The organism is Mucilaginibacter psychrotolerans (genome assembly GCF_004519315.1).
Lineage (GTDB): Bacteria > Bacteroidota > Bacteroidia > Sphingobacteriales > Sphingobacteriaceae > Mucilaginibacter > Mucilaginibacter psychrotolerans.
Genome location: NZ_SOZE01000027.1, coordinates 1 through 16,216, shown reverse-complemented (window position 1 = coordinate 16,216; position 16,216 = coordinate 1). Strand labels below are relative to the sequence as shown.

10 protein-coding genes are annotated in these 16,216 nt (G+C 42.8%); all 10 read left to right on the top strand.

Features of this window, described 5'->3' with window-relative positions:
* Positions 1–74 precede the first annotated feature (74 nt).
* Positions 75–3,854 (top strand): PAS domain S-box protein, encoded by a 3,780-nt coding sequence (locus E2R66_RS21010; RefSeq protein WP_133234435.1) that lies wholly within the window; start codon positions 75–77, stop codon positions 3,852–3,854.
* A gap of 9 nt (positions 3,855–3,863) precedes the next feature.
* Positions 3,864–5,018 (top strand): FIST signal transduction protein, encoded by a 1,155-nt coding sequence (locus E2R66_RS21005; protein ID WP_133234433.1) that lies wholly within the window; start codon positions 3,864–3,866, stop codon positions 5,016–5,018.
* Positions 5,019–6,518 carry a response regulator gene (locus E2R66_RS21000; protein ID WP_133234431.1) on the top strand — a complete coding sequence of 500 codons (1,500 nt, stop codon included), beginning with the start codon at positions 5,019–5,021 and terminating at the stop codon, positions 6,516–6,518. It begins immediately after the preceding gene.
* A 188-nt stretch (positions 6,519–6,706) separates the two neighbouring features.
* Positions 6,707–7,498, top strand: a complete 792-nt coding sequence (locus E2R66_RS20995) for a TolC family protein (protein WP_133234429.1) — start codon at positions 6,707–6,709, stop codon at positions 7,496–7,498.
* A gap of 37 nt (positions 7,499–7,535) precedes the next feature.
* Positions 7,536–9,677 (top strand): GumC family protein, encoded by a 2,142-nt coding sequence (locus E2R66_RS20990; protein WP_133234427.1) that lies wholly within the window; start codon positions 7,536–7,538, stop codon positions 9,675–9,677.
* Positions 9,678–10,904 (top strand): glycosyltransferase, encoded by a 1,227-nt coding sequence (locus E2R66_RS20985; RefSeq protein WP_133234425.1) that lies wholly within the window; start codon positions 9,678–9,680, stop codon positions 10,902–10,904.
* Positions 10,901–12,217, top strand: a complete 1,317-nt coding sequence (locus tag E2R66_RS20980; protein ID WP_133234423.1) for a lipopolysaccharide biosynthesis protein — start codon at positions 10,901–10,903, stop codon at positions 12,215–12,217. Before E2R66_RS20985 ends, E2R66_RS20980 begins: the two co-directional genes overlap by 4 nt.
* Positions 12,214–13,665, top strand: a complete 1,452-nt coding sequence (locus E2R66_RS20975) for an O-antigen ligase family protein (protein WP_192901999.1) — start codon at positions 12,214–12,216, stop codon at positions 13,663–13,665. Before E2R66_RS20980 ends, E2R66_RS20975 begins: the two co-directional genes overlap by 4 nt.
* Positions 13,662–14,564: a glycosyltransferase family 2 protein gene (locus E2R66_RS20970; protein WP_133234421.1), complete on the top strand. Its 903-nt coding sequence runs from the start codon at positions 13,662–13,664 to the stop codon at positions 14,562–14,564. The genes E2R66_RS20975 and E2R66_RS20970 overlap by 4 nt, the downstream gene beginning before the upstream one ends.
* A 3-nt stretch (positions 14,565–14,567) precedes the next feature.
* Positions 14,568–15,755 carry a glycosyltransferase gene (locus tag E2R66_RS20965; RefSeq protein ID WP_133234419.1) on the top strand — a complete coding sequence of 396 codons (1,188 nt, stop codon included), beginning with the start codon at positions 14,568–14,570 and terminating at the stop codon, positions 15,753–15,755.
* The last annotated feature ends 461 nt before the right edge of the window (positions 15,756–16,216 follow it).

Genomic DNA, 16,216 nt, shown 5'->3' with positions numbered 1-16,216 from the left:
GTAGTTGTGTTGAAATTTAATACTGGTATGATTTTGTATAGAGCAGCTGATGCATCCTGCCAGATACTGATCCAATGCTTTACAAAGTGATATTTGCCGATGAGCCAGACCAAAATATAGATGCGATGGAAAACATCAATAGTAAATTAAGAGATCTGGCTCTGTTAACGTCACAGAACCCCGACCCATTATTTTGCATAAGCATTCATGGCTATGTGCTAACCTGCAACCCTGCGGCAGAAGAGTTGGTTTGTGTGACTTTTGAAAGCAAAAATTATTCGATAGCGGATTTTTGGGTACACTTCGCCAAAAAAGGTGATTATATTTTTGACCACTTCACATTCGAAATTACATCCGGGTTTAAAGTTTACTCTTTTATTTGCAGGTATTTACCAGAGCAAAACTATTTTAATGCTTATGGCCGCGATATAACCCAGGTAAAACGTAACGAGGACGAACTCGTGCGCCTGTCTTTGGTAGCTAGCGCTAACGAAAACGGAGTTCTTTTTAATGATGCAACAGGAAGAATTTTGTGGGCTAATGAAAGCTTTTGTAAGCTGGTAGGGTATAAAGCTAATGAGGTTGTTGGCAAAAACGCTTTGGATTTTTGCAAGGGTGCTATTTCGGATGAGGAGACCCTTAGCGAAGTAAAGAAAGATATTGGTGTATGTAAATCTTTTAACAGAGAACTGTTGCACTACCGTAAAGATGGGAGTTGTTTTTGGGCGCGTGTTCGTGGGCAAAGTTATAAAACAAATAGCCAGGAAGTTCACTACTTTTCTGTAGTAGAAGATATCACCCGTGAAAAAGACAGGGAAGGGCAACTTAAAGTTTTGTCGCAAATTGCCGAAAATAATATTAATGCGGTAATCATAACAGATAATTCCGGTTCAATCAATTGGGTAAACCGCAGTTTTACCAACATGACAGGTTACACCAGTGCAGAAGCTATTGGCAAAAAACCCGGTCACCTTTTGCAGGGCCCCGCTACCGATAGAAAAACCATTGCCTACTTAAAAAACCAGATACAAAAAGGCTTGCCCTTTAATACCGAGATTTACAACTACCACAAAACAGGCCATGGCTATTGGTTACGCATACAAGGGCAACCCATCACAAGTGATAACGGCGAGCTAATTGGTTTTTTTGCCATCGAAGAAAATATTACAAGGGAAAAGGAGATTCAGACACGCATAAAAGAATCTGAAGACCGTTTTAAATTGGCGCTGGAGAAAATTGGCGATAATGTTTGGGAACACAACTTCGATACCGGCAAAACTCATTTTTATAAAGCCAACGACGACCTTTGGGGCTGCGATACCCATAAACCTGTAGACGGTATGAACTGGTGGGCCAGTGTTCATCAGGATGACCTTCCGCGGCTTACCGAGAATTACCAACAGTATCAAGCGGGGAGTATTTATGTGCATAACCTGGAATATAGGATACGCCATGCAGACGGCAGCATAAAATGGATATTGGACAAAGGGGTGGTTTTAGAAAGAAAAGCCAATGGCTTACCACTAAAAACCATAGGTACGCATACTGATATTACGACTATTAAACAAACAGAAAAGGAACTGGAGCAGCGCATGAAGCGGTTTAAAGCCTTATCTGAAAATATTCCGGGCGTGATATATGAGTATGAGTTCCGTAAAGATGGCACCGAGGGCCTGAGCTATATTAGCCCGGCTATGGAACGCGTTTTTGGCATTGCTCCAGAACATTTCGGCAGCTACCTTGAGTATATTCATCCAGACGATCTGGAGATCATCAGGCAAAAGAATGAACACAGCAGGCTTACATTAGCGCCATTTTATATCGAAGCCCAGTTGTTCATACCCGGCCAGCCGCCACGATGGCATGCGGTAGATTCCTCATTCTCGTACATCTCTCAGGATGGAGCCACTGTTTTTACAGGCTTCATGAAAGATATTACCGAGCGCAAAGTAATTGAAGGCTCGCTACGGGTTAACGAAGAAAAATACCGCAACATAATTGCCAACATGAATCTTGGCTTGCTGGAAGTTGATAATGATGGCTGTGTAACGTACGCCAACCAAAGTTTTTGCGATATGAGCGGCTACACTGTAAATGAACTGATAGGTGCAGATGCAGGTAAAGTGTTTTTAACGCCCGATCAATACGCTATTTTAGAAGAAAAGCAACAAAGGAGAGAAGAGGGGATATCGGATGCTTACGAATTGGAGGTAACCAACAAGGCCGGCGAAAAGCGTTGGTGGTTACTAAGCGGCGCCCCGCGGTATAATGACAAGCGCGAACTCGTTGGCTCCATAGGTATTCACCTGGATATCACCAATCAAAAACTACAGGAAACAGAATTAGTAGCTGCCCGTATAAAGGCAGAACGTTTGGCCAAAGCAAAAGATGCTTTTTTGGCAAACATGAGCCATGAGATACGCACGCCCATGAACGCCATAATGGGTATGAGCAATCAGCTGGCTAAAACCAAATTAGAGCCTCAACAGCACTTTTATCTCAATACGATACTTTCAGCGTCGGATAACCTGTTGGTAATTATAAACGATATACTCGATCTTTCTAAAATTGAGGCTGGAAAGCTCACCTTTGAAAATATTGGTTTTGACATTACCCGCTTGATTGAGAACGTAAAACAAGTAATTACGCACAAAGCAGAAGAAAAAGGGCTTCAACTGCGCACAGGCGACATAGATTCTGAAATAGGTCCGGTTTTAATTGGTGATCCGTACCGCATAAACCAGGTGTTGTTGAACCTGATGAGCAATGCTGTAAAATTTACCGATTCCGGATCGGTAAGCCTTAGTTGTAAACTGTTGAAAAACAATGCCGACTCCCAGTTGATAGAGATATCGGTTATGGATACTGGCGTGGGGATGGAAGAATCATTTATTGCCAGGTTATTCGAAAAATTTAGTCAGGAGTATGAGTCTGTAACAAGGCAATATGGCGGTACGGGTTTGGGCATGAGTATTTGTAAAGAATTGATTGAACTGATGAAAGGACAAATTAATGTGGTAAGCAAAAAAGGTGAAGGTACAACCGTTTCAGTTGCTTTAGAGCTTATTAAAGGATCCGTATCCGATTTGCCCGAAAAAACGGTTGTACACTTCGCTCCGGATTTCTTGCGGAAAAAGAAAGTATTGGTAACAGATGATAATGACCTGAACCGGTTGATTGCATCTATCATCCTGCAGAATCATGGTGCAACCGTACTTACAGCAGAAAATGGCATGGTTGCTTTAAAAATTATAGAGGATGAACAACCAGACATTATTTTAATGGATGTGCAAATGCCCATCTTAAATGGCTTCGAAACAACCAAGCAGTTGCGGCAGAGCAACATCAGTATCCCGGTAATTGCGCTAACTGCAGCCGCAATAAAGGGCGAGCGCGAGAAATGCATCGCAGCTGGCATGAACGATTATATTACTAAACCATTTAAAGAAGAAGAGTTTTTGAAAATAATAAACAAATGGCTATCGGTATCTCAGGAAGCTGAAACGCCCGCAGAACCACTTTATAATTTAAGTAGAATTAAAGAAATAAGCCGGGGCAATGAAGTTTTTGTGGAGCGTATGGTAGATATATTTTGCACACAAACACCTGGTTTGGTAGCGGATATGGATATTGCTTACCGTGAAAACGACCTTGCCCGTATGGCTTCCATTGCACACCAATTAAAACCAAGCGTAGAGAATTTGGAGATAAAGCTTTTGCAGCATGTTATAAAAACGATAGAAGATATTGGCAAACAAAAGCAGGACGATACCGGGCTTGATAAATTATTGAAAGAAGCCAGGGAGTTGACAGAAACTGTGGTTAAATTAATGAAACAAGAATATCCCGATTAATTTGAACTTATGCGAGTTGCACAAAAACTTTATAAGGGAGGCAAACTGATTACCCAGGCCGGCGAGCTGTTTGATTGTACCAGAAATACAATGGTATTGGGTTTTGCCGGTAAGGAAGTTTTGCTAAGCAGCAACGTTTACGCAACGCTAAGGGCTGATTATCCGACCGGACATATTGTACTGTGCTCGACAGCGGGAGAGATCTACGACGACATGGTGGCTGATGACAGCTTATCAGTTACGGCATTGCAATTTGAGCAAACTGAACTCAAGGCAATTACGCTTAATATTAAAGATTACCAAAATAGTTACGAAGCGGGCAAAGCGCTGTTTTCGGAATTGAGTGATGTAGAATTATCTTATGTATTGCTCATTTCCGACGGTGGGTTGGTTAACGGCAGCCAATTAGTGCGGGGTATAGAAGATGTGAACCAAAACAGAATACCGGTAACAGGAGGGCTTGCAGGCGATGGGGACAAATTTAATTTTACTTTGGTTGGTTTAAACCAGCCGCCAGCCCAGGGGAATATCATAGCGGTAGGGTTTTACGGCGAGCATCTGAAGATAGGGCATAGCTCCTTTGGCGGTTGGGATATTTTTGGGCCCGAAAAAAAAGTTACCCGGTCTGATGCTAATTGCTTGTATGAAATAGATGGAAAAAATGCTTTGGACATCTATAAGCAATATTTGGGAAAGTATGCCAATGAACTACCCGGATCGGCGCTGCTATTCCCTTTATACGTACGTACGCAAAACAGTGATACCAGCGTTGTTCGCACAATTCTTTCTATTGACAATTTAAAGCAAAGCATGGTTTTTGCCGGCGATATACCCGAGGGCTCCTATATCAGGTTTATGAAAGCAAATTTTGATAAGCTGATAGACGCTGCAGCATTTGCCGCAGTTAACGCCGTTACACAGTTTCAGCCATTTGAAGTGGGCAAACCAAAGTTTGCTTTATTGATTAGCTGCGTAGGGCGAAAGCTGATACTGGGCAAGCGTATTGATGAAGAAGTAGAAACAATAAAAGAAATATTTGGCCCGGAGACGATGTTGAGCGGTTTTTACTCTTACGGAGAAATATCGCCGCTCAATCCGGCTGCACAATGCCAACTGCATAATCAAACCATGACTATAACCACCTTTAACGAAAGCATAGCCTAAATGACACCTCATAAACTCCTAAGCAGGCAATTGAAGAAGTACGCTAACCAAAGCTTGCTGTCTAATGCCGATTTCCTGCGCTTTATTGAGGCGGTAAACGACTCTTACGATGCCTTTGATAAAGATAAGGAACTGTCTGACCATGCTTTCAGTATAAGCGAGCAGGAATTTGCGGAAATAAATACCCGCTTAAAAGAAGAAAGCGACTTAAAGAAGTTATCCATCCAGAAGCTAAAAAATACACTCAACCATATCAAGCCCGAGGACAGTGAATACGATACCAACGACGATGGCGACATATTAGAGATTGTAGAACTGCTTAACCATGAGATAACCAAAAGAAAGGAAACAGAAGAGCAACTATTGATGGCCAAAGAGCAGGCTGAAAAGGCTAATCTGGCCAAATCAGAGTTCCTATCTATCATGAGTCATGAGATACGCACACCATTAAACGCTATTCTGGGGATGGGGCATCTGTTGTTAAAACATCAGCCGCGGGCAGATCAGGTAGATAATCTAACTACGCTAAAAACATCTGCAGATAACTTATTGGTATTGATAAATGATATTCTGGATTTCAATAAGATCGAGGCAGGAAAACTCGATCTGGAGGATGCGCCGTTTAGTGTACAAAGGCTTGTTAATGAGATTGTATCAGCCAATACAAATGCCGCCAACGAACGCGAAAACAGGATTGTGGTTTCGATGGATCCAGGCATACCTCAAAGCTTTATTGGCGACACGCTGCGCTTAGGCCAGATATTGAACAACCTGGTGTCAAACGCGGTAAAGTTCACGCTGCGCGGCACTGTAAATATTATCGTTAAACTAATAACAATCCAGGTTGATATAGCCAGGATAGAAATTTCGGTTGAAGATACCGGAGTAGGTATTGCAGCAGATAAATTGAACGATATCTTTATGCCATTTATGCAAGCCTCAACCTCCATCACCAGGCAGTACGGCGGCACTGGCTTGGGCCTGGCAATATCCCGGCGCCTTTTACATCTCTTAAATGCCGATATTGAGGTTGTATCTGAGCTGGGTAAAGGGTCGAAATTTTCTTTCGTAATAGATTATAAAGTAAATAACAACGCATATAACGGCGGCTTTGTAGATAATACGCTTACCTATGACCTTAACAACAAAAAAATACTACTGGTAGAAGACACCTTGTTTAATATTTTATATGCCACGCAGCTGCTTGAGGGATGGAATGCGCACGTAGAAATTGCCGAAAATGGAGCCATTGCTGTTGATCTGTTAGCAACAAAAGGTTGCGATCTGGTGCTGATGGATTTGCAAATGCCCGTAATGGACGGTTACACCGCAACGCGCAAAATACGCGAGTTTGATCATGTAACGCCAATTATTGCTTTAACTGCATCTGCTACAAGTGATGTTAGGAGCAGGGTGCTGGAAGTTGGCATGCAAGATTATGTTACAAAACCATTTAACCCCGATGACTTTTTTCTGAAGTTAAAAAAGTATCTGGCATAAATGTGCAACCCCCATGCCATTACTGGTTTTGGAACATTTTCTAAAAACAGGCGCGTCGTTCTATTTTTTAGAATTTAATCCTTAAATTGGAACAGGTTTACCGCGTAAATCTATATAAAATACTATAAATAAGCATTTTAGGGTTATTTTTCGCTTTGGTATGCTTTTTAACTATTAGTACAAAATACATGAACACAGGTTTTATAAAAATGCAAACCTTTAACACTATCTTTAAAAACATCATCGCGCTATTGCTTTTAACCATGGCCCTAATGCCATCTTATGCCCAAACACCTGGCGGTAAAGCGGCCACATCGGGCATTTTGGATGAGCAAATAGATTTGCAGCAACAACTCATTCCGCTGGATAATATTATTGATATCGCAGTTGCGCATTCGCCCTCTGTAAAATTCCAGCAGGATCTTATCGAAGCCGCTAAATCGCAGCTCAATTTTAGCAAACTGGTTTGGACCAACAACATCATGGGATTTGTGAATTATTCTTCGGGTAACCAAAGCATTATATCTTCAGACAGCCAAAGTGCCGGCAACCTTTCATCGTCTAATATTACCAACGGTTATCGCATGGGTGTGCAAATCAACTTGCCCTTGTACGAACTAGTGGGCCGTAAATCGAGAGTGAACTTATATAAATACCAACTAAATTCTACAGTTGATAAACGCGATGAAACCATCGAGGCTTTGAAAAGGAACGTAATCCAGATTTATTACAGTTTGCTGTATTATAACAACCTGCTTAACATCCGTAGCGAAGCCAAGCAATCTGCCATAAGCCAGCTGGCGGTAGCCCAAAAACAGTTTAAAGATGGCATAATTGATATTGCAGAGCTATCCCGCCTCAAGGTCTTCGAGGTGAATGCCCGGGCAGATTACGAAGAGGCCAAACGCGAATTTTCTATTGCTTACTTCCAGATTGAAACGTTTGTTGGGGTACCGGTTCAACAACTAATGCGCAAATAACATCATGATCCATTTTATAAAACTTTTATTAAGGCATTTGAACTGGTTAATACTGGTGCCTGTTATTTGCGCCGCTACGGTATTTATGCTTACCCGGAAATCAAAAAAGGAATACTCCAGTTCAACAACCCTGTACACGGGTGTGGCCAGCGGTTATTCTATCACCAGTACCGAAGACGAGCGCCTGGATTATTTTGCAGTCAATAACGCGTTCGATAATATGCTTGCTTCTGCAAAATCGCGCGAAACAATTGCGCAGGTTGCACTCCATCTACTGGCCGAGCATTTGTCTTTGCGAAAACCTGACGTTAAAGTATTAAGCCCCGATGGTTTCGAAAACCTGCACAAAATGGCCGGGAAGGCCCTGCTTAACACTGCCGCAAAATTGCGTACTCCGCAGGCTATATATAATTACATCAACCAGGTTTACGCAGCAAAGCAGGGCAATGTAATAGCTTATATTTTAAACCAGCCAGGTAGTTACTATAATATCGACGACTTGAAATCTAACCTGGTGGTTACACGTATCAGCACAAGCGATATTATCCAGATAGTTTATGGGTGTACCGATGCAGCTGTATGCCAACGCGTGTTGCAAATACATATAGAGATATTCCTGGCCAATTATAAGCGGTTAAAAACAGATCAAACCAACAGTGCCGTTCAATATTTTGAAGCTAAACTGGCCGAAGCAAAAGCAAAGCTGAAAAAATCTGAGGACGACATGAGGATTTTTGGCCAGCAAAACCACATCATTAACTACTACGAGCAAACCCGTTACATTGCCGAAGAAAATGAGCAGCTGAACAGGGAGATATACGGACAAAAGATAGCAAAAACAGGGGCCGATAACGCATTGGCCCTGGTAAAAAATAAACTGAGCACCCGCGATAAGCAAATTGCCAACGGCACCAGCATTATCAATCTGCGCCAGCAGTTAAGCGATGCGAATACGGCCTTAGAAAGGGCCAAAGTTTTTGGCAACACAGAAAAAATCAGTCAGATAACTGCACGTACACGCATCCTTGAAGACTCTATAAAGAGCGCTTCGGCCGACTATGACAACCTTAACTATTCGTTGGAAACCATACCACGTACCAGCCTGATAAAAGAATGGGTAGATAATGCAGTTAGCAGCGGCAATGCTAAAGCAGGTTTGAATGTACTTAATAACCAAAAGCGAGATTATCTTAAAAACTTTGATGAGTTTGCTCCGCTGGGCTCAACCTTGAAAAGATTAGAACGCCAGATAGATATCAACGAGAAAGAGTTTTTATCTATACTGCATGGCCTCAACCTGGCAAGGTTAAGGCAAAGCAACATCGCCCTAAACTCAAATATAGTTGTTCAGGATGCGCCATTTTTGCCCTTGAAAGCTCAGAAATCTACCCGCGCTTTGCTGGTGATGCTATCGTTCGTTGTAGGCTTTATACTCGTTGGTTCTGTTATTATTGGGCGGGAGTTGATGGATTCATCTATACGCACCCCCGATAGGGCAAAGAAACTGATTAATTTACCATTAGCGGGCATATCAATTGCCACCAATAGCAGTAAGCCTAAAACTTATGTGCAAGCCTTGAGGCATTTGCTCGCCGAGCAATTTATAAGCGGTTTGTTGCCTGCCTTGAATGAAGCTGTTACTGCTCATGGTACGGCGCAGATTACATTGCTGCAAACCAAAACAGGCCTTTTTAATGCTGAAGACATAAAACTAACTGATGGCATGCTTTCGCAACTGTTCGATAGTGTGCACTGGGTAATTCCATCCGGTAAGCAGGCTGCATTTGCCACTGCGCTACCTCAAGGGAAGTACAGCATTTATGAACCAGCAATAGCCCATTTGAATTATATTGATGTTGCGCAACTGGTAGATACTACGCTTAGCGCATACAAACTCATTATTTATGTTGCGCCCAACCCCGCCCAGCACAGTCTGCCGGCTGCCATAGTTAAAAATTCGGCAGTTAACTTGCTCATGGTAAACGCCAATGATACCTGGTTGCCGGTAGACAAAGATTTATTGATTAAACTAAAAACTATGCTGGCAGGTGCAAACCTGTGCACCTGGCTTGTAAATGCCGACGAAAACAACCTCGATAGCATAATTGGGGAAGTGCCTAAAGAACGAAGCTGGCTGCGCAAAAAAATAAAAAAAGTGATAACCCTTAATTTACGATAAGTGCAAAAGCCAAACCATATAGTGTGTTGCGCCCTGCCTGCATGGGAGGCCGCCTACCTGCGATCTACCGTAGAATTGATGAAATGCTTGTCGGTAGATAACCTGGTGCTTTATGTAGATTATAACTACACATTTACCGATTTAGTGAAAGGGATTACAGGTAAAAAGCCATTCGACTGGAAACGGCTGCTTGGCCTAAAAAGCAGGTTAAGGAAGGTGAGCGGTGATGGCCAAACCGGTATGTATGTGCTATCGCTGCCGCCAACGTTACCGGCATTTGCAGCAAATACCTATAAGTTGTTTAATGTATTATGCAAAATCAACGCTGTTATAACCGGGTTTTATATCAATAGGGCAATCCGTAAGCTAGGGATGACAGATGTGATAGAATTTAACGCCTATCAACCGTTTTTAGGTAACCGTTGGAAGCTTATTAACGTACACTTTAAAGTGTCATACATCTACGATGAGTTCACAGGCGTGCCTTACTTTAAAGGCTTTGCCGAGCGCGAAGAAAAGCAATACGCCAATGCTGCCGACCTGGTAGTTGTAACCTCGGATGTGTTAAAAAAACGTAAACAAACAAAAGATACGCCGATAGCAGTTGTAAATAATGGTGTGCATTTCGATGCTTTTGATGGCCATAAATTTAACCGTTCAATGCAGGGGGCATCTACAAAAATTGTTGGCTATACGGGTAATATAGATGATCGATTAGATGTTGGCCTTTTGCAGGAAGTTATTAAACAGATGCCGGCCACCGCCTTTGTTTTCATAGGTAAGGTATTTGACAATGCTATCAAAGCTAAGCTATCGAAAAACCGAAACGTGGTTTTTACACCACCCGTTAGTGCAGCCGAAATACCTGATTTACTTACCAGTATGAATGTGGGCATAATACCCTACGTATGCAATGACCTTACCGCCGCCATTTATCCATTAAAGGCAAATGAATATCTGGCGATGGGCCTGCCGGTTGTAATGACGCCTTTCGCCTCTATTGGCGAGGCAGATAAGGCTGTTCATTTCGCCAATAGCCCCGAAAGTTTTGTTAGCGCCCTGGAGTTTGCTTTAGAGGCAGACACCCTGCAGGCACGTGAAGCCCGTATGGAGCTCGCAAAAGAAGCAGACTGGGCCGTAAGGGCCGGGCAACTCATAAACTATGTGTTGCAATACAAAACCAGTAAGCGCCTCAAATCAAATAATTATCAAACCGAGCTGATATGATTAAGAAACTGCTTCGCAGCAATGCCTCATGGTCTTTAGCGTCTAACGGGGTTACTGCGCTTTTGGGCTTCGTAAACCTTGGGCTTATTGCCCGCACCTTTTCAAAGGAAGATGCCGGTAAATGGTTTATGCTACTCACCGTGTATACGCTGCTGGAGCTGCTTCGAAGTGGTTGGGTACAAACACCATTCGTGCGCTTTTATGTGGTGTCAAAAAGTAAGTTTCACCGGGCTAAGCTTGTAGCGGCAGCCTGGCAACTGCTTTTATTTTTTACATTTATTTTTATCGCTATAGGTTTGCCGCTGATGTACCTGGTAAAAGCGCAAGACGACGCATTTGACCTGGCCCGCAGGTTTACGGTGATTTGGTTAATTGCCGCCTTGCCATATCAGTTGTTGCAATGGCAATTACAGGCCAAAATGTTTTTCAAAAAGTTGGCAATCATGCGCCTTTTATTCCCGCTGGCGTTTGCAGCTTTATTACTGTTCGAGGCAAAATTAAAATTAGGTATAAGCACAATTGCTTTGTGTTATGCTGCACTTCAGCTTTTGGCAGGCGTGGCTGGTATTCTTTTCGGTTGGCTCGAACTAGGGAAATGGTTCACCAATTTGAAACAGGAAAGAGCAGACCTTTCTAATTTTGGTAAGTACAGCATGATAACTATGGTTACCGCCAGCTTGTTGCGCAGTTCCGACCAATTTATCATAGCACTTTGGTTGGGGCCTGCGGCCGTGGCCGTTTATTCGTTACCTCAAAAATTAATTGAAGCTGTAGAGATACCGGTTAGATCAATGGCTTCGGTAGCTATACCTAATGCTACCGTATTGTGGCACCAGGGTAAATTTGCGGCATTAAAAACATTCTTTTATCGCGAATGCGGTTTGCTTATCGTAGTTATCCTGCCGCTGATCTTAGCCTTTCTCATTTTGCCTTCGCAACTGGTAAACCTGCTGGGTGGTGCAAAATACCACGAGTCGGCCTTATTGCTGCAAATATTTTGCTTGTATGCAATACTCATCCCTATTGATAGGTACTGCGGTGTTTTGCTCGACGCGGGTAACCAACCGGGCAAAAACTCCATCAAGGTAATTGCCATGTTGATAACCAACGTATTGCTTGATTTACTTGCCTTGAAATTCGGGTTTGGCGTATATGGCGTTGCCGCTGCTTCTACGCTTACCTTTTTATCGGGTGTTATCATCGGCTGGGTTCAGCTTAAAGATGTTTTGGGAACCTTTAACGCAAAATCGTTTTGGGATGAAGGCGTAATAAGTGCCATAAGATCGTTTAAAAAAGTGCCTTTACCGTTATGATAACTTCTGCGAAAATATTCCCTAAATGGCTGGTGCAGGTATCGCTTATCGCTTTAGTTGCAGTAGCACTGGGTTTTGTTATCGCTCGTACGGATGTGGCAGGTGCGGGGGCATTGTTAGCTTTGCCGTTTGTTGTTTTATATCTCGTATTGGTTTTTAAAGATCCCCGCATTGGCTTATTTACGGTACTTAATTTTGGCTTTTTCGTAAACGGTACAGTACGCTATTCTACCGCACCATTCGGGCTGTCAATAGATATATTTTTGTTGATTACGTTAATTGCCGCATTAGCTAAATCGAGAAAAAGAAACTTTATTTATTTGAAAAATCCGTTTGTGTACGCGATAGCGGTATGGACCGTGTTTTGCGTGTTTGAGTTGGTCAATCCGGAATCGCGCAGCGCTGTAGCCTGGTTTTACGCGGTACGCGGCGTAGCATTATACATGATACAACTGGTTATCCTTACTTTGTTGTTGCTTAATGACCCCAAAGAGCTGAAAATCTTTTTTAAGGTTTGGATTATCTGGAGTGTAATAGCATGCCTTTGGGCCATGAAACAACTGTATTTGGGCGTTAACCATTACGAACAGATATGGCTTGACGCGGGTGCCTATAAAACCCATATCCTGTTTGGCCGACTACGTGCTTTCTCCTTTTATTCTGATGCGGGGCAATTTGGCGCGGCTATGGGCCATATATTGCTGGTTTGCCTGATACTTTCCTTCGGGCCACATAAGTTTAAAATCAAACTCATGTATTGGGCACTGGCTGCTTTCTTTTTTTGGGGAATGGCTATTTCGGGAACACGCGGGGCCTTATTTGTGCCTTTATCAGGTATAATGGTATATCTATTCCTGACCAGAAACTTTAAGATACTATCCGTAGGCATCATGATCGTAGGCGTATTGTTTTGCCTGCTAAAGTTTACCAACGCAGGTGCAGGCAATTACCAGGTGCAGCGCATGCGCAGCGCGCTTGATCCCAATGATCCGTCTTTACAGGTTCGCATCGAAAATCAGAAAAAGTTCAAGGCCTATTTGGCAACCAGGCCCATCGGTGGTGGTATTGGGTCTGCAGGTTCGTGGGGGCAGCGGTTTAGTCCGGGTACTTTTCTTGCAGAAACAGCAACCGACAGTTGGTATGTAAAAATATGGGCCGAGACCGGCATCATTGGTCTGTGGGTGCACCTGGGTATGGTGTTTACATTCATTATAACCGGTACCGTACTTATTTTTAAAATGAAGAATGACGCTATGCTGCGTCAAATGGCTATGGCTTTACTTTCGGGCTTTGTGGGTATAGCTTTCGCAAGTTACGGTAATCAGATATTAGGGCAGGCACCCAGCGGCATAGTTGGCTTCATGAGCATGGCCTTCATTTGGCTCGCCTATCGTTGGGATAAGAATGCCAAACCAGATACAATACATGCACTAACCACACTAAAATGAACAAGACCTTTTATTTTCCGCTGGTTTCTATTATAACGGTAAACTACAATACGGATAAAGTTACAGCCGAATTGTTGCGGTCGCTATCAAAAATAACTTACCGCAATATCGAGATCATTGTGGTTGATAACGCCTCGGCGGTTGATGCCAGCTATCTGGCTACCGAGTTTCCGGATATTAAGTTTATCCAAAATAAAGTTAATCAGGGTTTTGCAGGCGGCAACAACCGGGGTATAGAAGTTGCTAAAGGAGAGATTATCTTCTTGCTTAATAATGATACCGAAGTTGCTGCCGGGTTTATAGAGCCCGTTGTCGACCTTTTTTTTACATCAGATAAAATCGGCATCATCAGCCCGAAGATTCGTTATTTCCATTCCCCGGATATTATACAATACGCGGGTGGCGATGCCATTAACCCATTTACGGCGCGCGGAAAGTTCATAGGATCTGGCGAAAAAGATAATGGGCAGTTTAATATGCCTATTGAAACCCACCTCGCCCACGGCGCGGCAATGGCCATACATCGCCGGGTATTGGATAAAATAGGGCTACTACCCGAAATGTATTTCCTTTATTACGAGGAACTTGATTTTACCGAACATGCGCAGAGGGCAGGGTTTAAGGTTTGGTACCAGCCCAGGTCGTTGGTTTTGCATAAAGAATCGATGAGTGTGGGCAAGATGAGCGCCATAAAAGTTTATTATCAAAACAGAAACAGGCTGCTTTTTATACGCCGAAATGTGTTTGGGGTAAAAGGACTCATCAGCAAAATTTTCTTCACTTTAATATCAGAACCTGTTGCTATCCTTAAATTCCTGGCGAAGGGCAACCTGGCCATGGCGGGGCAAATATGCAAAGGGCTCGCCTGGAATATGAATTATAAACCTATAAAGAATTAAGAAATGAGTTATTTAAACGAAATTTTTTACTGGCTTAGCCTGGCCATATTCATACTGCTGGCACTACAGGCAGCTTATCTGCTGCTGTTTGCACTTGCGGGTTGTATTCGCCGCCTTAGCCCTCCCGGTGATGCCTTAAAGCAGGGCAGTTTTGCCATCTATATACCCTCTTATAAAGAGGATGCAGTTATTGTAGATACCGCTATAGCTGCACTAACCTTAAATTATCCGCAGGATAAGCGGCATATTGTAGTTATTGCCGATTCCTTGCAACAGGAAACACTTGAAAGGTTAAGACTGCTGCCTATACAGGTGGTTGAAGTGCAATTCGAAAAAAGTACCAAAGCAAAGGCATTGAATATGGCTATGCAGCAAACCGAAAACGATTATGATTACGCATTGATATTGGATGCAGATAACGTTTGTAAAGAGGATTTCCTGCATCGTATGAACGATGCATTAGTTAGCGGATACCAGGTTGTGCAAGGCCAGCGCGTAGCCAAAAATACCGACACCGGTTTTGCTTACCTGGATGCCTTGAGCGAAGGCATCAATAACCATATTTTTAGAAAAGGGCACCGGGCATTAGGTTTATCGTGTGCTATAATTGGATCGGGCGTGGCATTGGATTTTAGCCTTTTTAAAGAAATAATGCCCGAGATTACCGCAGTAGGCGGTTTTGATAAGGAGATGGAACTAAGGTTGCTGCGCAAGCGAATCAAATTTGAATATGCTGAGCGTGCAATTGTTTACGACGAAAAAATAGCCAAACAGGGCAACTTCGAAAATCAGCGCCGCCGATGGTTATCGGCCCAGGTGCATTACATGCAACGCTATCTAATTGACGGTTTTGTACAATTGGGTAAAGGAAATGTAGATTTTTTTGATAAAGTAATACAAACGCTTTTACTTCCCAGGGTTTTAATGTTGGGCATTACTGGTATGCTTTTTTTACTATCGTTGATACCCGGAGCGGGCTTGCCCGTAGTATATTGGTTTGGCTTATGCGTTGCAACTTATGCAGCAGTAATGATTTCTGTGCCACGCAGATACGTTAACAAACAGCTATTAACTGCAATATTGAATTTACCGCTGGCATTCTTCAGTATGTTTAAACTGCTGTTTAAACTTAAAGGCGCAAACAAAACCTTTATCCATACTCCGCACGGCGAGCCAAACTCGGTAGGTTAGTATTCTGTTGATCCTTATGTTGCATTCGGCATGTATAAAAGCCGCTTCAGATACTGAGGCGGCTTTTGGTTTTAACCTACATTTTGCAGTTTAAAAAATGCGGGTACAATCTCCTGGTTTACTGACTATGAACAGCAGGACGCAGAGGTCCAAAAATTGTGTTATGATGCTTTTCTTTGCCATGCAATCATTGGTAGTAAAGCAGATGGCAATTTGACAGCCAGATTTGTTGATCATCTGTATGGTGCTGCCGGCAATTGAACTAAGTCAATGCTTTCTCGCCTTTATTTAAGCACTGCTGTCCATTGCCAAAGCGAATGAGTATTTTACATCACCTTACTTAGGGTTTGGTGAATAAGTCGACTGCCCTATATATTTAAAAGCAGTCTTTTCGGAGTGTATTTACCACTGTTTTGGATATGGTACCAGATAGGCACTAATTGTTCTTTTAGATAAGTTGC